16 protein-coding genes and 1 tRNA gene are annotated in these 21,391 nt (G+C 36.4%); 10 read left to right on the top strand and 7 right to left on the bottom strand.

Annotated elements, in window-relative coordinates; all coding sequences use genetic code 11:
* Nucleotides 1–229 precede the first annotated feature (229 nt).
* Complete coding sequence (locus DK865_RS03255; protein ID WP_023581986.1) at nt 230–1,867, bottom strand: ABC transporter substrate-binding protein; 1,638 nt, start codon at nt 1,865–1,867, stop codon at nt 230–232.
* A 1,179-nt stretch (nt 1,868–3,046) separates the two neighbouring features.
* On the opposite strand from DK865_RS03255, the gene DK865_RS03245 reads away from it, so the two are divergent.
* The 5 genes from DK865_RS03245 to DK865_RS03225 all read left to right on the top strand — a co-directional run bounded on the left by DK865_RS03245 (nt 3,047) and on the right by DK865_RS03225 (nt 8,095).
* Nucleotides 3,047–4,612 carry an ABC transporter substrate-binding protein gene (locus tag DK865_RS03245; RefSeq protein ID WP_023581985.1) on the top strand — a complete coding sequence of 522 codons (1,566 nt, stop codon included), beginning with the start codon at nt 3,047–3,049 and terminating at the stop codon, nt 4,610–4,612.
* A gap of 77 nt (nt 4,613–4,689) precedes the next feature.
* Nucleotides 4,690–5,733 carry an ABC transporter permease gene (locus tag DK865_RS03240; protein ID WP_023581984.1) on the top strand — a complete coding sequence of 348 codons (1,044 nt, stop codon included), beginning with the start codon at nt 4,690–4,692 and terminating at the stop codon, nt 5,731–5,733.
* Nucleotides 5,733–6,563 (top strand): ABC transporter permease, encoded by an 831-nt coding sequence (locus DK865_RS03235; RefSeq protein ID WP_023581983.1) that lies wholly within the window; start codon nt 5,733–5,735, stop codon nt 6,561–6,563. The genes DK865_RS03240 and DK865_RS03235 overlap by 1 nt, the downstream gene beginning before the upstream one ends.
* On the top strand, nt 6,556–7,392 hold the full coding sequence (locus DK865_RS03230; RefSeq protein WP_109391183.1) for an ABC transporter ATP-binding protein: 837 nt from the start codon (nt 6,556–6,558) through the stop codon (nt 7,390–7,392). The genes DK865_RS03235 and DK865_RS03230 overlap by 8 nt, the downstream gene beginning before the upstream one ends.
* A complete protein-coding gene (locus tag DK865_RS03225; protein ID WP_109391182.1) occupies nt 7,382–8,095 on the top strand; it encodes an ABC transporter ATP-binding protein in 714 nt (237 codons plus the stop codon). Before DK865_RS03230 ends, DK865_RS03225 begins: the two co-directional genes overlap by 11 nt.
* Nucleotides 8,096–8,204: 109 nt before the next feature.
* Here DK865_RS03225 and DK865_RS03220 read toward each other — a convergent pair whose 3' ends face one another.
* Complete coding sequence (locus DK865_RS03220) at nt 8,205–8,849, bottom strand: YchE family NAAT transporter (RefSeq protein WP_023581980.1); 645 nt, start codon at nt 8,847–8,849, stop codon at nt 8,205–8,207.
* 514 nt (nt 8,850–9,363) lie between these two features.
* Here DK865_RS03220 and adhE point away from each other — a divergent pair.
* Nucleotides 9,364–12,030: a bifunctional acetaldehyde-CoA/alcohol dehydrogenase gene (adhE, locus tag DK865_RS03215; protein ID WP_023581979.1), complete on the top strand. Its 2,667-nt coding sequence runs from the start codon at nt 9,364–9,366 to the stop codon at nt 12,028–12,030.
* 1,203 nt (nt 12,031–13,233) lie between these two features.
* Here the strand turns inward: adhE and DK865_RS03210 are convergent.
* A complete protein-coding gene (locus DK865_RS03210; RefSeq protein WP_023581977.1) occupies nt 13,234–13,830 on the bottom strand; it encodes a thymidine kinase in 597 nt (198 codons plus the stop codon).
* A gap of 509 nt (nt 13,831–14,339) precedes the next feature.
* Here DK865_RS03210 and hns point away from each other — a divergent pair.
* Entirely contained in the window at nt 14,340–14,744 is a 405-nt protein-coding gene (gene hns / locus DK865_RS03205; RefSeq protein WP_023581976.1) for a histone-like nucleoid-structuring protein H-NS, read from the top strand.
* Nucleotides 14,745–14,974: 230 nt separating this feature from the next.
* Here the strand turns inward: hns and DK865_RS03200 are convergent, their stop codons facing one another.
* The 3 genes from DK865_RS03200 to rssB form a co-directional block, all read right to left on the bottom strand.
* Nucleotides 14,975–15,982, bottom strand: coding sequence for an NAD-dependent epimerase (locus tag DK865_RS03200; RefSeq protein WP_109391181.1), 1,008 nt, complete (start codon nt 15,980–15,982; stop codon nt 14,975–14,977).
* Between the two features lie 264 nt (nt 15,983–16,246).
* Nucleotides 16,247–17,155 carry a UTP--glucose-1-phosphate uridylyltransferase GalU gene (galU, locus tag DK865_RS03195; protein WP_109391180.1) on the bottom strand — a complete coding sequence of 303 codons (909 nt, stop codon included), beginning with the start codon at nt 17,153–17,155 and terminating at the stop codon, nt 16,247–16,249.
* A gap of 180 nt (nt 17,156–17,335) precedes the next feature.
* Nucleotides 17,336–18,355: a two-component system response regulator RssB gene (gene rssB / locus DK865_RS03190; protein WP_023581973.1), complete on the bottom strand. Its 1,020-nt coding sequence runs from the start codon at nt 18,353–18,355 to the stop codon at nt 17,336–17,338.
* A gap of 150 nt (nt 18,356–18,505) precedes the next feature.
* Between rssB and DK865_RS03185 the strand changes: the two genes are divergently transcribed.
* The 3 genes from DK865_RS03185 (at nt 18,506) to DK865_RS03175 (ending at nt 20,206) form a co-directional block, all read left to right on the top strand.
* Nucleotides 18,506–18,979, top strand: coding sequence for a YchJ family protein (locus DK865_RS03185; RefSeq protein WP_109391179.1), 474 nt, complete (start codon nt 18,506–18,508; stop codon nt 18,977–18,979).
* A 38-nt stretch (nt 18,980–19,017) separates the two neighbouring features.
* The gene (gene purU, locus DK865_RS03180) at nt 19,018–19,866 is read left to right on the top strand and encodes a formyltetrahydrofolate deformylase (RefSeq protein WP_023581971.1); all 849 of its coding nucleotides are present in this window, start codon (nt 19,018–19,020) and stop codon (nt 19,864–19,866) included.
* A gap of 255 nt (nt 19,867–20,121) precedes the next feature.
* Nucleotides 20,122–20,206: transfer RNA gene (locus tag DK865_RS03175), tRNA-Tyr, on the top strand.
* A gap of 33 nt (nt 20,207–20,239) precedes the next feature.
* Here the strand turns inward: DK865_RS03175 and DK865_RS03170 are convergent.
* Nucleotides 20,240–21,103 carry a helix-turn-helix domain-containing protein gene (locus DK865_RS03170; protein WP_023581970.1) on the bottom strand — a complete coding sequence of 288 codons (864 nt, stop codon included), beginning with the start codon at nt 21,101–21,103 and terminating at the stop codon, nt 20,240–20,242.
* Between the last annotated feature and the right edge of the window lie 288 nt (nt 21,104–21,391).

Genomic DNA, 21,391 nt, shown 5'->3' with positions numbered 1-21,391 from the left:
ACCATTCTGTGATGTTCAGTTGTGTTTTAGAACGGTTTACACAACTTATTGTTTTTACAAAAAATAAATCAAATTTTCTTATTTGTTATCAGTGCTTAATTGCCAGATAGCATTATAATTTTTTATGCCGTTATCTTTTTGTGTCGCTTTTTATTATTTAACTACTTTTTAAGTCACTTTTAATAATTCAAATCGCACATAACTATAGAATATCGATAATTTACCAGTTTTAGTTATCTGCCTTTATAAAATAGCGCTTTAAGTCCGTATAATCAAAGGGGTCTTTACCGGTAAATCCGCCTACATTTGGACTAACTAATCTAACACTGACACGATAATAAACAGGTACTATCGCAGAGTCCTTGTCTAGCAAGGCTTCAGCACGCTGATAGAGTTGATGGCGAGCACCTTTATCAACAGCAATTGAGGCATTATTTAATGCAGCATCGTAGTCATTATTTTTATAAAAGACGGTATTAAGGCTACTTGAGGAAAGAAACGAGTTTAAAAACGAGGTCGGTTCATTGTAATCGGCACACCACGTTGCTCTTGCGACTTGATAATTTCCTTGATTACGGTTTTCTAATGCTGTTTTCCACTCTTGGTTTTGCAACGTCACATTTGCCCCAATACTTTTTTTCCACATTGACGCAGCCGCGATTGCCTGCTGTTTATTTTGATCAGACGTATTGTAGAGCAAAGTAAACGTCAGAGGGTTTTGTCCATCAAATCCTGCTTCTTTTAATAATTCACGCGCTCTTTCATTGCGTTGTTGTTGTGTCCAATACGCCCATTTTGGTGGCTTAAAATTGCCATTACCAATAAAAGAAGGGGTAAACGAATAAGCGGGTATTTGCCCTTGTCCCATTATTTTTTCAGCAATAACTTCTCTATCAAGTGTCAGTTTCACTGCTTCTCGAACACGAGGATCATCAAAAGGCGCTTTTTTATTATTTAATTCATAATAGAAAGTACATAAATACGGTGTGACGTGTAAATTCTCTGGCTGTTCTTGTTTCATTTTTCGATAAAGAACAGGAGGAATAGCGCTATTAGTGATATCTATTTCACCGCTACGATAGCGATTTATATCACTGGTTTCGGAGCTAATGGGTAAAAATGTAGCTTGCTCAATAATGGTGTTTTTATTATCCCAATAAAGTGGATTACGTTTTAAAATGACCTTTTCATTCACAACCCAATTTTCAATAACATAAGCACCATTACCGACAAAGTTTTCAGGGCGAGTCCAATTCACACCATATTTTTCAACAATCTCTTTTTTAACTGGTTTTAATGGAGTATGACTGACCATATCGACTAAATAAGGAATTGGCTTGGTTAAAGTGACTTGCAAAGTGTGAGGATCTATCGCTTTCACACCTAATGTTTCGGGAGACTTTTTACCACTCAGAATATCTGCAACATTTTCAACATAAGCATATTCGAGATAACTGGCATAAGGTGAACCTGTTTTAGGATCGACCACGCGACGCCAGCTATAGACAAAGTCTTCAGCTGTAACCGGCGTGCCATCACTCCACTTTGCATCTTCTCGCAAAAAGAATGTCCACACCTTGTTATCATCCGTTTCCCAGCGTTGTGCAACACCGGGCAGACTTTCACCATTAGGTCCAACATAGGTCAGCCCTTCTAATAAATTTAAAATAATATTTGTTTCTGGTGCGCCTTCTACTTTGTGCGGATCAAGTGATGAAACTTCAGTACCGTTATTAATCACAATATTCTGTTGTTTTGCCAGAATAGTGCCTTCAGGAAGAGTGGCTGCATGAGAAAAAAAGGAGGTTAATACAAGTGACATAATACTGAGTGGAAACACCGTTTTTAACGTAACTTTATTTTTCATGGGTACCTCTCCTAATAAACAATAATTTATAGCGGGGTCGCTCAATTAACGATATGTATCGTTGTTAAATTTTGGTTGTAATATTTGTGGCTCTCAAAGATTTAAAGATATTAACGAGATAAAAATGATACCAACACTCTTCTTTTTTACACTTATCGTAAATTTTGTCAATTAATGCGGTATTCTTATCACTTAACTTTATTGAGCCCTCTAGAGTTCTATCCTGAGAAAATAAAATATATATATCGAGAGAAGCAAAACAACAAATAAACATTAAATTAACATCATGCAAGTTTTATAGATAGAAAACCTACTTAGCTCACAAAATTAATATAATTAGGATGAGTTTTATCCGACTTGCAGAACTTTATGATGCTTTATTTGTAAAGAGTTTCTCTTTGAAATTAATTAAAAATAACAATAAATTCATCTTTAAACTGAATAGCAATGCTAATCTAAACTTATTTATAGATTATTAAACATTCATTTTTATTATTTATTTTTAAAATTTAATCTAAATGTTTAATAAAAAATAGAATTAAACAATTTTTCATTTATATTTCTAGGTGTTAGATAAAGAAAACCCCTTTAATATTCATATCGAATATTAAAGGGGTTTTTAATTTTAAAATGATGACATCACTTTTTTCAGCTATTTAGCCGACGTTGATTAAAACCATTGTAGCTTATCATTCAGTTTGACAACCTCTCCCACAATAATCAGAGCAGGACTTTCCATTGTTTCTGCCATCTCTGTCAGTTGACATAATTGACCAACAACCACTTTTTGTGTTGCTAACGTCCTCTTTTCGTTTATGCAACGCGGGATTCTTCATAAAAGACAATCATATTAACGTCTTCAGAGCCACCCTTATCATTAAGCTTTTCAATATAACAGAGCCCCACCATACCGTTACCGATGATCACCGCGTGTTTTCTTGCTTATTTTAGCCTAAGACTAAAGATTTCTAAGGCTAAAAGCGGCGTTGATCATTATGTTCTTGCGGTTAATTATTCTTCTATCATAATTAATCTTAACTACTTATAACGAAGTGTTATATGTAAGCGTAATTAAAACTTTGCGCATTGGTCACGTTTTGCCTAAGTTAATTTCACAAAGTAATAACTAATAAGTTATTGACATAACGACTTTAGCAACACCGTTTCAGGGAGCGTCTCATGAAAGCAAAATTATTATCATTATTCGTTGTGGGTGCCCTTTCCGTACCGGCATTTGCAGCAACACCGGCTAATACATTAATAGTGGTACAAGGGCTTGATGATATTGTCAGCCTTGATCCTGCTGAAAGTAATGAGCTATCAAGTATTCAAACTGTGCCGAGTTTGTACCAACGTATTGTTCAACCTAATCGTGATAATCCAGAGATTAATGAGCCAATTTTAGTTGAAAGTTGGCAAGCCAATCCTGAACAGAAAACAATCGTATTTAAAATTAAACCCAATGCAAAATTCGCATCGGGTAACGCTGTACGTCCTGAAGATATTATCTTCTCTTATCAGCGCGCAATCACCATGAATAAATCACCGGCATTTATTCTCAATGTCTTGGGTTGGAAAGCCGATAACATTAATTCGTTACTGAAAAAGGTCAGTGATAACGAACTGGAAGTACGTTGGACTGCCGATGTTAGCCCTGATGTTGTGCTCAATATTCTTTCAACACCAATTGCGTCTATTGTTGATGAAAAGCTAGTTTCCGCCCATGTTAAAAATAATGACTTTGGTAATAACTGGCTGAAAATGAATTCAGCAGGAAGTGGCGCATACAAAATGCGGGCTTATCAACCACGCCAAGCCATTGTGTTAGAAGCTAACCCTCTATCACCTACTGGTGCGCCTAAAATGGCAAATATTATTATTAAGAACGTGCCCGATCCAGCATCACGTCGCTTGCTAATTGAAAAAGGTGATGCAGATATTGCTCGTGAACTGGGTACAGACCAAACTGCCGCGTTAGCAGGCAAAGCAGGGATAAAAATATTAGATATCCCTTCCGCAGAACAAGTGTATATGGCGTTTAATACTGCCAGTGGAAATCCAGCACTGAGTAACCCTGCATTTTGGGAAGCCTCTCGTTATTTAATTGACTACAAAGGTATTACTGAAGATTTAATGCGTGGTCAGTATTTTATTCACCAAAGTTTCTTACCTGTGGGTTTACCCGGCGCATTAAAAGATAACCCATTCACTTTTGATCCAGAAAAAGCTAAAGAAATTTTAGCCAAAGCCGGGATCACTCATGCACGCTTTACATTAGATGTTGAGAACAAAGTCCCTTACATTACGGTGGCACAATCCATTCAAGCAAGCTTTGCTCAAGCAGGTGTACAAGTGGATTTATTACCAGCAGCAGGTAGCCAAGTGTATAGTCGAGTGCGCGCGAAACAACATCAAGCCGCGATCCGCTTTTGGATCCCTGATTATTTTGATGCACATTCCAATGCCAGTGCCTTTGCTTATAATGACGGACAATCCAACACGGTTGCTTGGTTAAATGGCTGGAATATTCCTGAGTTGAGTCAGCAAACCTTGACTGCACTTAATGAAGCGGACAAAACAAAACGCCAATCACTCTATACTGAAATGCAAAAAGAGTTACAGCGTAGCTCACCATATGTATTTATCGATCAAGGTAAAAACCAAATCGTCATGCGCGATAATGTCAAAGGTTATGCGCAGGGGCTAAATGCAGATATGGTCTATTATGATAAAGTAACTAAGTAATATTTTTTCCTGAAACCCTTCACAGTCATGCTACTGTGGAGGGTCTATTTTTTGCCATTTCACTAGGCTATTGCTGTATGAATACTGCTATGACGTTACCTTTTCGTCTAAAAGGTCAGTTAATGACCTTTGCTCAAGGGATATTGACACTGGTGCTGACTCTTTTAGGACTTCTTGTCATCACCTTTACACTTTCTGCACTTTCACCTGTTGATCCTGTTTTACAAATTGTCGGTGATCATGCAAGCATCGAAACCTATAACCAAGTAAAACATGAATTAGGGCTGGATTTACCTATCTACATGCAATTTTTTCACTATGTAGAAGCCCTACTACAAGGACATTTAGGTACAGCGACATCAACAGGTCAGCCTGTGCTTGATGATTTATTAGCAACTTTTCCCGCCACCTTGGAATTAGCAACGGTTGCATTACTAATTGGTGCCAGTCTTGGTATTTTATTCGGCGTTTTATGCGCGCGATTTGTGGGAACACCGCTCGATTTTATTTTACGAATTCTAACGTTATTAGGCAGTTCAGTTCCTATTTTCTGGTTAGGGTTGATTTTGCTATTGATCTTCTATGCCACATTACAATGGACGGCAGGTCCCGGGCGATTAGACGATATCTATCAATTCACCATAGAGCCCATAACAGGTTTTGCATTAATTGATACATTATTAGCTGGCGATAAAGATGCTTTTTTTAATGCGTTATCACACCTTATTTTGCCCGTTTCTCTATTAGCTTATTTTGCCCTTGCTTCTATCACTCGTTTAACGCGTTCAGCCTGCTTAAACGAAATGAATAAAGAGTATGTCACGTTAGCGAGAGCAAAAGGGATTGGCGAATTACGTATTCTTTTTTATCACGTATTGCCTAATATTCGGGGGGTCTTAATGACCATTATCGCCCTCTCTTATACTGGTATGTTAGAAGGTGCCGTATTGACAGAAACAGTCTTCTCTTGGCCGGGAATTGGTCGATATCTTACAACCGCACTTTTTGCGGGTGATACCACAGCCATTATGGGCGGGACTTTAATTATCGGTTTATGCTTTGTCTTTATTAATAATATAACTGATATCGTTATTCGTTTGACTGACCCGAGGCTCCGCTAATGTCATCTTCATTTTTAAGAAAAATAATGCGTTCGCCTTCTGCCTTTATCGGTTTATCGCTACTTATTTTGCTGTTAATTATTGCTATTTTTGCACCTTGGTTAGCTCCTTATGATCCAAATTGGCAACATGCTGCCCAACGTTTGTTAGCTCCCAATGCTGAACATTGGCTAGGCACAGATAATTATGGGCGCGATATACTTTCTCGTCTTATCTATGGTACTCGCCCAATGCTTGGCTTAGTGGGGTTGGTAGCACTTATCACACTGCCGTTAGGATTGTTGATTGGGATTTTATCTGGATATTACGGTGGTTGGACTGAACGCATTTTAATGCGTTTTACCGATATTGTGATGTCGATGCCTTCTCTTATTCTTGCGTTCGCCTTTGTTGCAATGTTAGGTCCGGGTCTACTCAATGGTGCATTAGCACTGGCTTTAACAGCATGGCCAGCTTATGCGCGACAATCACGCAGTGAAATTCAACATTTACGCAAGAGTGATTATCTTGCTGCTGCTGAAATGATGGGAATTAAAGGTATCCGACTGTTATGGGGACATATTTTACCCCTATGTTTACCTTCAGCCATTGTCCGTTTAGCGCTGAACTTAGCAGTGATTATCCTCGCGGCAGCAGGATTAGGCTTTCTTGGATTGGGTGCTCGCCCACCGATGGCGGAATGGGGAGCAATGATCGCAGAAGGCATGCCCGTTATTTTTGATCAATGGTGGGTTGCTGCGATTCCGGGTACGGCAATTTTAATCAGCAGTCTGGCATTTAATTTGTTGGGTGATGGATTACGCGATGTATTGGGAGATACCCATGAATAAAACCCCCTTAATTGAGGTAAACAACCTCTGTATCGATTTCCCAAAGGCAAGAGTGGTCAATAATGTCTCTTTCACTTTAGGGCAAGAGCGTTTAGCGGTTGTCGGCGAATCAGGTTCAGGCAAATCAATGACCGCTCGTGCACTCATGGGATTAGTTCGCCATCCGGGGAAAGTCAGTGCAGATAAACTGAACTTGCAGGGAAGTAATCTATTAGATTTCTCATCTCGCCAATGGAATAACATCCGAGGTAATACAATTTCAATGGTACTACAAGATCCTCGTTACGCCTTAAATCCGGTAAAAACCATTTATCAGCAAGTAGAAGAAACCGTAAAACAACATCAAAAACTTTCGCGCCAAGATAGACGCCAACTGATCATCGATACCCTGCTGTCTGTCGGTTTACCTGAACAGAATATTTATCGCTATCCTGGTGAATTATCAGGGGGAATGGGGCAACGAGCAATGATAGCTATTGCGCTAATTAATAACCCTACTATTTTAATTGCCGATGAACCAACATCCGCACTTGATGCTCAGCTTCGCCATCAAATCCTTGAACTCATTACCACCCAGTGTGAACAACGTAACATGGGTTTATTGCTCATTAGCCATGATTTACCCCTTGTTGCCGAATATTGCGAACGTGTCATGGTGATGTACCAAGGCGAACAAGTTGACGAGCTAAATGCTAAAGCGCTACCGACTGCCACGCATCCTTATACTCGTACACTTTGGACATGCCGACCTAATGCAAGCACTTATGGTACTCAATTGCCTGTCTTAGATAGAACACTTAATTTCAAGGGACTGCACCATGCTAATTGATATTCATGATTTACATGTTCAATTTGAGCAAGGTAAACAAGCAAAGCACGTTGTAAAAGGGATCAATCTCCATGTTCGACAAGGTGAAACTTTTAGCTTAATAGGTCGTTCTGGTTGTGGAAAATCAACGGTTTTACGAGTCATTGCCGGATTATTGCCTGATTGGCAAGGTAATATATCGCTTTTAGGGCAAAAAATTAAACCTCAACAACGTTTTCAAGGGACATTACGCCGTAATATACAAATGGTGTTTCAAGATCCCTACGCCTCTTTACACCCTCAACACCGTATTGAGCGTGCATTTTCTGAGCCTTTAAAGATCCATAAAATGCCTTTTGATAAAGATACGATTGAACAAGCATTAGCCCAAGTTGGTTTGCCTGTGGATGTGACAAGTCGTTATCCTCATCAACTTTCTGGTGGACAGCGTCAACGTGTCGCTATTGCAAGAGCCCTTTTATTACAGCCTCAATTATTACTTTTAGACGAGCCAACCTCAGCGCTAGATATGTCAGTACAAGCCGAGATTTTAAATCTGCTTAACACACTGAAAAAAGAGCATAATATGACATATTTATTAGTCAGCCATGATGCCGATGTTATTGCACATATGTCGGATAGAGCCGCTTTAATGGAAAATGGTGAACTAACACAACATTATGATCGGGATGCGCTATCAAAAGGGATACATCGTCTCGATTGAGAAAAGAGAATAAATAAAAGAAAGGATCTGAGCAGTATTGCGTTATTAATACTGCTCTTTTTAAGAGTACTGTTTAGTCGTACCGTTTTTTCATTGTTCTGCGCTGTGTTTAAGCTAATAAGCCAGGAAAAATAGAACGTAATCCAGTCACAATAAATTCAATACCTAACGACATTAATAATAAGCCCATTATACGAGTAACTACGTTAATACCGGTTTGCCCTAAATATTTCACTAAGAGCGTTGCACTGCGAAACAGCAACCAACAACAAAATGCAAAAAAGATACTGGTCGCAGCTAATCCTAAAAAGTTAGTAAAACCTTCCCAACGAGAACTCCATACAATACAAGAACTAATCGCCCCCGGTCCTGCCATTAATGGTAATGCTAAAGGTACAACAGCAACACTATTACGCACTGCGGATTCGTTTCGTTCTTGATTGTTTTGCTTATCTTCCCCTAAACGTCCATTTATCATGGTCATCGCAATGGTAACAATCAGCATTCCCCCTGCTATACGAAATGAGTCGATAGAAATACCGAAAATACTCAGTATAGAGTCACCGATTAACAGAGAAGAAACCAAAATAATTGCAACGGAGCCATTCGCAATTAAGTTTGTTTTGTTACGCCCTGCATCTGTTTGATAACTCGTCATACTAATAAAGACAGGCAAAATACCAATTGGGTTTACAATCGCAAAAAGACCGACAAAAAATTTAATATAACCGGATAAATCCAGCAGTGACCCCATGAAAAGCCCCTTCTTGGCTAATAAACATGCGAATTATTCTATAAAAGATAGAATAACTTCAAAAAATGCGCGTTACTTTAAATCAATAAACCAGTTAATTCTATTAGTTAACAAGTTTTTACCTAAAATATTCTTTTGCAAACCGATCAAAACCTAGTGGTTTAATTTTATATCGAAATAAAGTGTACGACAAAAAAATCGTTGAACATTTATTACATATAAGAATCATTCTCATAAAAAGCCTTGCTGAAAGGTGTCAGCTTGCTAGTTTTGTGATATACATCACGTTAATTAATTAGAAAGATGATAAGCTGTTATCATTCAAAGAAAGAGGGTTACTTTGAAAATATATTTATCTTTATTATTGTTTTTTTTAAGTTTTTTAAGCAAATTATGCCCTCTAATAATGATTACTGAAAAGAGCGCATTATCATCTATCTAGGCTATTCTTATTAGTTATGATGAAAACGGCTAATTTGCTTAAAAAATTTAACATTTTATCAGGAGTCTCTTTATGTCTGTAACTAACGTTACTGAACTCAATGATTTGGTTGCTCGTGTAAAAAAAGCTCAACGTGAATTTGCTAACTTCTCTCAAGAACAAGTTGATGCTATTTTCCGTGCTGCTGCATTAGCTGCCGCTGATGCCCGTATTCCTCTTGCAAAATTAGCTGTTAAAGAGTCTGGTATGGGTATTGTTGAAGATAAAGTGATTAAAAACCACTTTGCTTCTGAGTATATCTACAATGCGTATAAAGACGAAAAAACCTGCGGGATCTTATCTGAAGATCTCACTTACGGCACAATAACTATTGCTGAACCTATTGGGATCATCTGTGGTATCGTACCAACAACTAACCCAACCTCTACTGCGATTTTTAAAGCATTAATTAGCTTAAAAACACGTAATGGTATTATTTTCTCTCCACACCCTCGTGCAAAAGAAGCAACAAACCGTGCGGCTGAAATCGTCTTAAATGCGGCTATTGCTGCAGGCGCACCAAAAGATATTATCGGTTGGATTGATGAGCCTTCTGTCGCCCTATCTAACGCATTAATGCACCATGATGATATTAACCTGATCTTAGCGACAGGTGGTCCAGGCATGGTTAAAGCGGCGTATAGTTCGGGTAAACCTGCTATCGGTGTTGGTGCAGGTAATACCCCTGTTGTTATTGATGACTCTGCGGATATCAAACGTGCAGTGGCTTCAATCTTAATGTCTAAAACTTTCGATAACGGTGTCATTTGTGCATCAGAGCAATCCGTTATCGTTGTTGACAGCATTTATAAACAAGTTCGTGAGCGTTTCTCAACTCACGGCGGTTACATGCTGACCGGTAAAGAATTAAAAGCTGTTCAAGATATCATCTTAAAAGACGGTAACTTAAACGCGGCTATCGTGGGTCAACCTGCAACAAAAATTGCTGAAATGGCTGGCATTGAAGTTCCTGTAAATACCAAAATTTTAATTGGTGAAGTAAAAGAAACCACAGAAGCAGAACCTTTTGCTCACGAGAAATTATCGCCACTATTAGCGATGTACCATGCTCAATCGTTTGAAGATGCTGTATTAAAAGCTGAAAAATTAGTTGAGATGGGGGGTATCGGTCACACATCTTGCCTATATACAGACCAAGATAACTGCCCTGAGCATGTCGCCTACTTCGGCGATAAGATGAAAACATCTCGTATTTTAATCAATACTCCAGCATCTCAAGGTGGTATTGGTGACTTATACAACTTTAAATTAGCTCCTTCTCTAACATTAGGTTGTGGTTCATGGGGTGGTAATTCCATTTCTGAAAACGTAGGGCCAAAACACCTTATCAACACTAAAACCGTGGCGAAAAGAGCAGAAAATATGTTGTGGCATAAACTTCCTAAATCTATTTACTTCCGCCGTGGTTGTTTACCTATCGCATTGGAAGAGATTGCGACAGATGGTAAAAAACGTGCCTTTATCGTGACCGATGGTTTCTTATTCAACAATGGTTATGTTGACGAAGTAACACGTGTACTGAAAAAATTTGGTGTTGAAACAGAAGTCTTCTTTGAAGTTGAAGCTGATCCAACATTAAGCGTTGTGCGTAAAGGCGCAGAACAGATGAATAGCTTTAAACCTGACGTGATCATCGCATTAGGTGGTGGTTCACCAATGGATGCGGCAAAAATCATGTGGGTTATGTATGAGCACCCAGAAACTCACTTCGAAGAACTCGCATTACGCTTTATGGATATCCGTAAACGTATTTACAAATTCCCGAAAATGGGTGTGAAAGCCCAAATGGTTGCTATCACAACAACATCGGGTACAGGCTCAGAAGTCACACCTTTTGCGGTAGTAACGGATGACGAAACAGGTCAAAAATATCCATTAGCAGACTATGCATTAACACCTGATATGGCTATCGTTGATGCAAACCTTGTGATGAATATGCCTAAATCTCTATGTGCATTTGGTGGTTTAGACGCAGTGACTCACGCATTAGAAGCCTATGTTTCTGTATTAGCGAACGAATATTCTGATGGACAAGCTCTGCAAGCATTAAAATTACTGAAAGAATATCTGCCTGCTAGTTATCATGAAGGTGCGAAGAATCCTGTTGCTCGTGAACGTGTTCATAATGCGGCAACTATTGCAGGTATTGCTTTTGCTAACGCCTTCTTGGGTGTTTGTCACTCAATGGCGCATAAATTAGGCTCTGAGTTCCATATTCCTCACGGTTTAGCTAATGCGTTATTAATTTCAAACGTTATTCGTTATAACGCTAATGACAACCCAACAAAACAAACTGCATTTAGCCAATACGACCGTCCTCAAGCACGTCGTCGTTATGCAGAAATCGCTGACCACTTAGAGCTTTCCGCACCGGGTGACCGTACTGCTGCTAAAATTGAGAAATTATTAGCTTGGTTAGAAGAAATGAAATCTTCATTAGGGATTCCATCTTCTATTCGTGAAGCGGGTGTCCAAGAAAGTGATTTCTTAGCAAAAGTTGATAAATTATCTGAAGATGCGTTTGACGATCAGTGTACTGGTGCTAACCCACGTTACCCACTGATTTCTGAACTTAAACAACTTTTATTAGATTCTTACTACGGTCGTGAATTTAATGAACATCCCGTTGTTGAAGTGAAAGAAGAGACAAAACCAGCTAAAAAAAGCAGTAAAAAATAATTGAAACACGCTGTGTTAGTGTGATCCTCACTATTTCGATTATTTGCTTTTAAAAATAGAAACCCAGTCCTATGGCTGGGTTTTTTTATGGTTGATCACTTGTTTATGTGTATTTTGCTACTGACCACTGAGATTGAGGAATAAAGCGAGATAAGACACTATTCAGTCATAAATATTAAGTGTTTATACTTAGCTACTGAGCTTGGTTTTTACTATAAAAACAGTGTCTTCCTTTATGTGTTCATAATTACCCCTGAGGAAGACGCTGAGCAACTTATCAGTCAAGTAATACAATCACGTTACCACATTATAAAAAATGCCGTATAAGTGATTACAGAGCGCATCAAACTCTTTTCCTCTTTCATTAGTTGGTATAATTATTTCATTCTTGCCTTATTTTCTTCATCAAATGACGATAAAAAATGCGATTTGAAACCATCATGTTTGCTTCGCGATTTACAATCGTATTTTTCTTCTTATTCGATAGAAATAAATAGACTTCATCATTTTGATTATTAATTCGTGTTAGAAATATTGAAATATAAATATTTTATATCCATATCGGCATTGGATTTATAAAAAACATAGTTTCAATAAAATATTATCAAGATGAAGCTTACTAACGTAATGAAGGTCGCTATTTGTGCATTCCACTGAAGAAATTACTCCTTTAGTAGTATAGAGGGGGACTATTTATCGGTATTAACAGGCATACATTGAAGTGCTTTATTTATTCAATAACAACTTAAGCACCTTATAATCAGCATCTATAAAACCTGATATAAATGTTTCATTATACCAACCATAGATAGCAAATATTTTTGCGTCTTTTATGACTACCTTTATTCAATTTTATTAAACTATGAATAATATAAACGCGTCAAATGTCTCTCTCTCTTATCATTTGTAAAAAACAATATCGGCATCACAAAACAAACACCTTACGTATATTTGATTATGTCTTTTTTGATTAATGATAATGAAATTGATGAAATAAATAAATTTTCCCATCAAAAAATAACATATCTTCACAAAAGAAAACCAAACTCACCGCAATTTGATATAAAAAAAGCCAATAAATTGGCTAAAATTTAAAAACATATAAACATTTTTTAGTATTACGTAATATAACACTTTATTTGAATTCTTATTTCATCCCCTCTTTCACTCTGACAAATTAGTAAAAGAGGGAATTTAAAAAGGTTACTCTTGTTCAATACACCCTTTTAGCGTTGCCTGCGTATAATGTTTACGGCAGACTGAAACATATTTTTCATTTCCACCTATTTCAACTTGCGCACCATCACTCAGTACATTTCCTTTATCATCTAAGCGTAATACTTTATTTGCTTTTCTACCGCAGTAACATACTGTTTTGAGTTCTACGAGCTTATCAGCCCATGCTAATAAATAAGCACTGCCTGTAAATAACTCTCCTCTAAAATCCGTTCTTAACCCATAAGTAAGAACGGGAATATCATAGGTATCCGTTATTTCGCAAAGTTGTTCGACATGCGCTTTACTTAAAAATTGGCATTCATCAATCAAGACACAATGAATAGGCTGTTTGTTATGTTCAGCAACAATAACGTCTCGTATATTCATATCATCACTAAAGAGTAACGCATCCGCACTTAATCCTATTCTTGAGCTAATCTTCCCCTTTGCAAAGCGTGTATCAATAGCCGCAGTGAAAATCAATGTGCGCATACCTCGTTCATTATAGTTATAAGAGGATTGCAATAAAGATGTTGATTTTCCAGCATTCATGGCTGAATAATAAAAGTAAAGCTGAGCCATCAGCTCTCTCCTTAAATAGTGTTTATTTTCACGAGCGACAGTCTAACATAAACAATCTACAAGTTATCCATAACAAGTATTTATTACCTTTATTTCTATTCTAGATATACCATCAAAAGATAAACTTCGTTGTTAATGCTAATTTTTGCTTAAAAAATAAATAGCTTTAATAAGTACTTAACATATTAAAACACACCTTGATATACCTTTATTAAAGTATGAAAGTTAGTCCGATTCCATTTTTAGAAAAAAGTCCGTTATTATAAAAAAATGAACAAAGCTTTCTATTCTTTAGCATTAGCGTTATCATCAGTTAAAAGATGCATTTCCTTACTAATATTTCCTTTATTGACTAAAGATGCCTCAACTTTTATTATTTTTTCCGTTGAGATATTAGTTTAAAAAAAAGAAATTTTACGTAAGGTTTGTATTTAGGTATTGCAGAAATTTAAATAGCAATCTATTATTAGTATTACATCAGCCAACAACATTTATTTGAGACCAGGAAAATGAGCGAATCTTTAAAAATATTAAATAACATCCGTACTCTTCGTGCACAGGCAAGAGAAACTTCTTTAGAAACTTTAGAAGAAATGCTAGAGAAACTCGAAGTTGTCGTTAATGAGCGTCGTGAAGAATTCTCATTAGAAAAAGCAGCTGAAGAAGAACGTGTTCAGAAATTACAAAAATACCGTGAAATGTTAGAAGAAGCCGGTATTGATCCAACAGACTTACTTGAAGCAAGCTCTGTTAATAAAACTGGCCGTGCTAAACGTGCAGCTCGCCCAGCTAAATACTCTTACGTTGATGAAAATGGTGAAACTAAAACTTGGACAGGCCAAGGTCGTACACCAGCTGTAATCAAACGTGCTATTGATGAAGAAGGCAAATCATTAGACGATTTCCTGCTGTAATTTAAGTCAATACTCTATTTGAAATACCCTTTTAATTATTTAAGAGGGTATTTTCTTGTTTGCCCCATTTAATTAAACAAGCGTTTAATTTTAATATGTGCTGATGTTGTTTGTATTAGATATGGGTAAGCAAAAATAGAAATGTAATAACTTCGTTATTTATTTTTATTTATAATGAAAAAGGAGCTTTTATAGCTCCTTTTCTCTTTGATTTAATTAAATTAATATTACTAATTTTTATAATAAGTTAAATACCAATCAACAAACTGTTTTACGCCATATTCGACTTCTGTATTCGGCGAGAAACCTATTGTCTCAGACAAGTCTTGGCAATCAGCACAAGTAGACAGAACATCACCATCTTGCATCGGCATTAAATTCAATTTAGCTTTAATATTTAATGATTTTTCTATCGCTTCAATGAATGCCATCAATTTTGTTGGTTGCCCATTACCCACATTATAGATTTTATAAGGTGCAGAACTTGAAGACGTTTCACCTTTTTCTACTGTCCAGCTTTCATCGGCTTTCGGTACAACGTTGACCAATCGAACAACAGAACTCACAATATCATCGATATAAGTGAAATCACGCGTCATATTTCCGCCGTTATAAACATCAATAGGTTCACCCGCTAGCATTGCCTTAGTGAATTTAAATAATGCCATATCAGGACGACCCCAAGGACCATATACCGTGAAGAAACGTAATCCTGTTGTTGGTAATTGATATAAATGTGAGTAGCTATGAGACATTAACTCATTGGCTTTCTTTGTTGCCGCATATAATGAAACGGGGTGATCAACACTATCTTCTGTTGAGAAAGGTTGCTTCTGATTTAAACCATAAACAGAGCTTGAAGAGGAGTAGATAAGATGTCCGACTTTATTATGGCGGCATCCTTCTAATATATTAATATGACCAACAATATTCGCATCAATATATGCCATTGGGTTTTCAATTGAATAGCGAACACCTGGTTGAGCGGCTAAATGGATTACTCGGTCAAATTGGTGTGATTCAAATAGTTGAGCCACTTTTACTGAATCAACGATATCAAGTTTCTCAAAATGGAATTTTTCTAGCTGTTGTAATTTAGCTAATCGAGCTTCTTTTAAACGCACATCATAATAATCATTCATGTTATCTATTCCGACAACATGATAACCCATTTCGATTAAACGCTGACTCATATGATAGCCAATAAAACCCGCCGCACCTGTTACCAATATTTTCATATTATCACTCAAACCCAATAATTTGTTTTTATGTCAACGCTATCATGCTTAATATCACCTCGATTAAACATCATAACGCTTAACATCGTCATACATTACAGAAATCAACATGGCTCAATACTAAACGCATTGAGCCATACCTTAATCTCTTACAATCGCTTTATCTAGCTTTTTCCATAAAATAATCAGCTTATTATGCATCATGCATTTATGGGTGTTATGCAATGAGATAAGCCATATAAATGATTATTAATAAGCTCTATTTCACTGTATCTTTAATGATTTTAACCATTGTGAAAAATCTTCACCAAACTCTTCGTGCTGTATTCCATATTCTACGAAGGCTTTCATATACCCTAATTTATTACCACAATCGTGGCTTTTCCCTTGTAGGTGATAAGCTTCAACAGCTTCTTTTTCAATCAACATTGCAATTGCATCCGTCAACTGAATTTCATCTCCAGCACCAGGTGCGGTTTTCGCTAATAGTGGCCAAATATTTTCAGATAATACATAACGCCCTACGATAGATAAATTCGAAGGAGCTTCTTCTTTCTTCGGTTTTTCAACAACACGAGTAATTGGTTTACTCTCACCAGGGCATAAGTTTTCACCCATGCAATCAACGATACCATAATTAGAGACTTCCTCTTCAGGAACAGGTTCGACAAGGATTTGACTTGCACCTGAATGTTCAAAGTGAGAAAGCATCTCTCTTAAGTTAACTTTCGTTAAATCAGCACTGTATCTATCTAAAATAACATCTGGCAGGATAACAGCGAAAGGCTCATCACCAATTAATGGCTTAGCACATAAAATGGCATGACCTAATCCTTTTGCTATTCCCTGACGAGTTTGCATAATAGTGACATGACTTGGACAAATGCCTTGAACTTCTTCTAGTAACTGGCGTTTAACGCGTTTTTCTAAAATCGCTTCTAATTCAAAACTCGTATCAAAATGGTTTTCAATTGAGTTTTTAGATGAATGAGTAACAAGCACAATTTCATTAATACCCGCTGCAATACATTCATTCACGACATATTGAATAAGAGGCTTATCAACCACTGGCAACATCTCTTTAGGGATCGCCTTGGTTGCAGGTAGCATTCTTGTTCCTAATCCAGCAACAGGGATCACCGCTTTTCTAACTTTACGTACTGCTGATGACATTATACTTCTCCTGCAATTCGTACCGTTCTACTTTCAGATGTGAATGGGTACAATTAAAAAATAATCGCCAGAGTATACCAGCTAATATCTAAGGATAAACAGAGTCCTACCCGTTAATTGAGATAGTTCTTCATTTATGTTTAATATATGCTCGATATGCTATTTTTATTTAATCTACATTTAACTTTTATAGATAGGGGAAAACATTAATTTAATCTGATTTGTGTTATCCCAAATTTTACATTGCCAATTCGTTCCCTCACATTTTACTTGATTAATATATAAAAGCTGCAATGTACCTAAGGGGATACCGCTATTTAATTCAAATTTTTTACTTTCGGTTTTTATTTCGGCTTTTAAACCTGCTGAAGCTAATAGTATATTTTTTTTCTGAGTATGATAATAACCCAGTGTAATAGGAAATTGTCCTTTCACCCCAATCTCATTAAGCATTTTATTTAATTTATTCAACATATTATACATACTTGGCAAAGATCGTGCTTTTTCTGATGATTTTAATACGTCATTAAAAACAACCCGTAAGAGTAAAGCGACCAAAAGCCCGTTCTCATCATCTCTCGATATATCGACACAATAGAAAATAATTTGATCTTCGGATAAAGCCGCAATATCAAATAACAAACCCATTTTAGCTATATCATTTAATTGACGATAATTAACACAATATCCTGCAACAATCTGTTTAACCTGAGGTTGCATCTGTTTTATGAACGACTGAATATAATGGGTATCTTTTCGTAAGCTATTCCAAAGCGGTTCTAAATGTATACCTTCGATTAATACGGATTCAAAAAAGCCAGGGCATAATACTTCAATGACTTTTTGTTTTAATTTATCAAGATGTGTTATTGGCTTAAGAAAAATCTCTTGTGCTCCTAATCGCAACATATCATCTATTTCAGCCATATTATCTGTACATGAAATAGCAATAACTGGAATAGACAGTTTACGTTGTTCAAGATGACACAAAAAAGTGGGCCCATTCATTACTGGCATACGGATATCACATAAAATCAGATCAGGGAGTAATCCTCCTTCTAATAAAGATAATGCTTGGCTACCATTATCTGTTGTATAAACGCAAGCCTTCTCATGTGAGAAATATTCCGTCAACATTGTACGAAAAACGACCTCGTCATCAATTATTAAGATTTTTTTACCCACTAAGGCTTTGTTCATTGGTGACTCCGGTAACTATCGTTTCACATGCTGATTAATTAGCGCTACATTATTAGTTTAGTTCAACATTGACGTTAATTATTCCCAATCGTTACTTTTTTCAGTCTATGGGGAAATCGTCATACAGATAACGTGAGTTAGGACATTATTTTGTCAAGTTTATGCCCCTGCAATAGTCAATTATTCTATTCTGATTGCTGTGAGCCTTACCATTTAGGTCAAAAAAATGCCGCAACAGCAGAAGCATTGATGCGTTCGCGTTATAGCGCATTCGTTAAACATAATGCTGATTACTTAATAAAAACGTGGCATCCCTCTTGTCGTGTTGCGTCCTTGCATGATGAATTAGTTTCAGGCTTTCCAAATACACAATGGCTTGGACTTAATGTTATTTCATCGCAAGCGAGTACAAATAAAAATGAGGCATTTGTTGAATTCTCGGCTTGCTTTATTGAAAGAAATGCCGATGATAAACAGTACTTACATGAACGCTCTCGTTTTCTAAAAATAGATGGCTGCTGGTTTTATATTGACGGTCTGAAACCGAAAGTGGGACGAAACGATCCCTGCCCTTGTGGTTCAGGACGTAAATACAAAAAATGTTGTGAAAATAACATCAAATAATTGCAAACACAGAAGTAAAAGAAAGGATTTATCCATACATGCAACACCAAAATACTCAAAAAAAAATACTGCGTACTATTTGCCCTGATGCAAAAGGACTTATCGCTAAAATCACGAATATTTGCTACAAACATCAATTAAATATTGTTCAAAATAGTGAGTTTGTTGATCATCGTACTGGTCGTTTTTTTATGCGCACTGAGCTGGAAGGTATCTTTAATGATGAAACCTTTCTTGCTGATTTAGATGATGCCTTACCACAAGGTTCTAAACGTGAATTAAATACTGCAGGCCGTCGTCGCATTGTCATTATGGTGACAAAAGAAGCACACTGCCTGGGTGACTTATTAATGAAAAGCGCATTTGGTGATTTAGATGTTGAAATTGCCGCCGTCATTGGTAACCATGACACGTTACAACATCTAGTCGAACAATTTGGTATTCCTTTCCATCTTGTTAGCCATGAAGGCTTAACCCGCGATCAACATGATGAAAAGTTAATTGCACAAATTAATCAATACAAACCTGATTATGTTGTACTCGCAAAATACATGCGTGTATTAACACCGGCATTTGTACAAAACTTCCCAAATCAAATTATCAATATTCATCACTCCTTCTTACCTGCCTTTATTGGTGCACGTCCTTACCATCAGGCTTATGAGCGTGGCGTGAAGATCATTGGTGCAACAGCACACTACGTAAATGATAATTTAGATGAAGGCCCAATCATCACGCAAAATGTGATTAATGTTGACCATACATTTTCTGCTGAAGATATGATGAGAGCCGGTCGAGATGTTGAAAAGAACGTTCTTAGCCATGCTTTATATTGGGTACTTTCACAACGTGTCTTCGTTTACGGCAACAGAACAATCATTTTATAAGCTTTCTGTCACTAATAACGAAAACATTATGACTATCTAAAAATAAACCGCGATATAAAACCTATCGCGGTTTATTTTTTATTTCTGATTAACAGAGATGATATTGCTTAAAATCAATACGATAGCGCATAAATCTTGAACGATGCGCACATTTTTACAGCAGTCAGTCTTATTTTAGTAAAATAGCACTTTACAGATTTCCGGTATTTGGTATTATTGCGCCCGCTGTCACGGACAGCAAAACAATTTAATGTTGGTGGGATACCCAAGCGGCCAAAGGGAGCAGACTGTAAATCTGCCGTCACAGACTTCGAAGGTTCGAATCCTTCTCCCACCACCATCTCCTCTTAGTTCTACTTTCTGAAAATTCTTTTTATTCCATTTTATCAATCAAGTCCAAAAATCGATTCAAAACGCTTGAATGATACTTAGATTTATAGATATAACAGCTATATCGTATTTCAGGTTGAGTTAATGGTATAAAGCATAAACCTGTTTCACACTCATTTTTCAATGGGTTTTCATCTGTTAATAAAATAGAATGATGCGTTTGAATAAAACGTAAACAGCAATTAAGATCATCCATTATTCTGACACACACCGTCTTTCCCCTATCCCCGATGTCACTCTCTAATTTCTTTATCTTAGCTGTCTTGTATAATGCAGGATCACATAACCAAATATTTTCACTTAACAGTCTATCAAGATTATTATTCACATTATTCACAAGTGTTTTTTGACAACAAATACCTAAGTGTTTATTTTCTATTTTATGAAGAAGACTAAATTTCTCACTAATAATTTTTTCAGAACTTAATATTAATGTATTACCATCATAGTCAGGTATTTCTTCAAAGTTCTCTCTTGAAAATCGCATTATATTTATATGGGAACAATTTTTATTTGCTGCTTGATAAAACTGAGTTAAATACTGACCTTTTCCCCAATCATAATAAACATGAATGTTATTGTTTATAATTCCCGAAATATGTTTTTTCGTTATCTCTTTCTCCTGAAGATAGAGCGATTTCAAATCATTATAAAGCTCAAGCCCCTCTTGAGTTAAACTCATCCCAAATTTCTCTCGCTTAAATAAACGCTTTCCTAACACGGCTTCAAAGTCTTTGATAGACTTAGCGACAGGAGGCGTCGTGCGATTCATCACTCGCGCGGCTTTACTTAACGAGCCATTTTCGACTACAGCCATAAAGGCTTCTAACTTACGAGAAAAAAACATAATTCACCATTCCTTTGCTGTGTAGAATAAAATAATTTCATTGATTCATTTAATGAAAATAAAATAGTGATTAATTAATTTTAAAATTAATTTTATATAAACGCAGTATTATATAAATATTCCTTTCCTCCTTTTAATGAATACAAATTATAACTACAATATTATTTTTATTATGCCATCACTCTTCACATATAAAGAATAATAATACTTATATTCTTCTATCAAAGATTAGTTTATGTTTCTAGTTTGTTTAATTAATATTTTTTGTTATACAATTAATTATTTTTA

Origin of the sequence: Proteus cibi (assembly GCF_003144405.1) — a bacterium.
Classification (GTDB): Bacteria; Pseudomonadota; Gammaproteobacteria; order Enterobacterales; family Enterobacteriaceae; genus Proteus; species Proteus cibi.
Note: the sequence above shows the minus strand (reverse complement) of the source record. Positions and strands in the feature narration are given on the sequence as shown.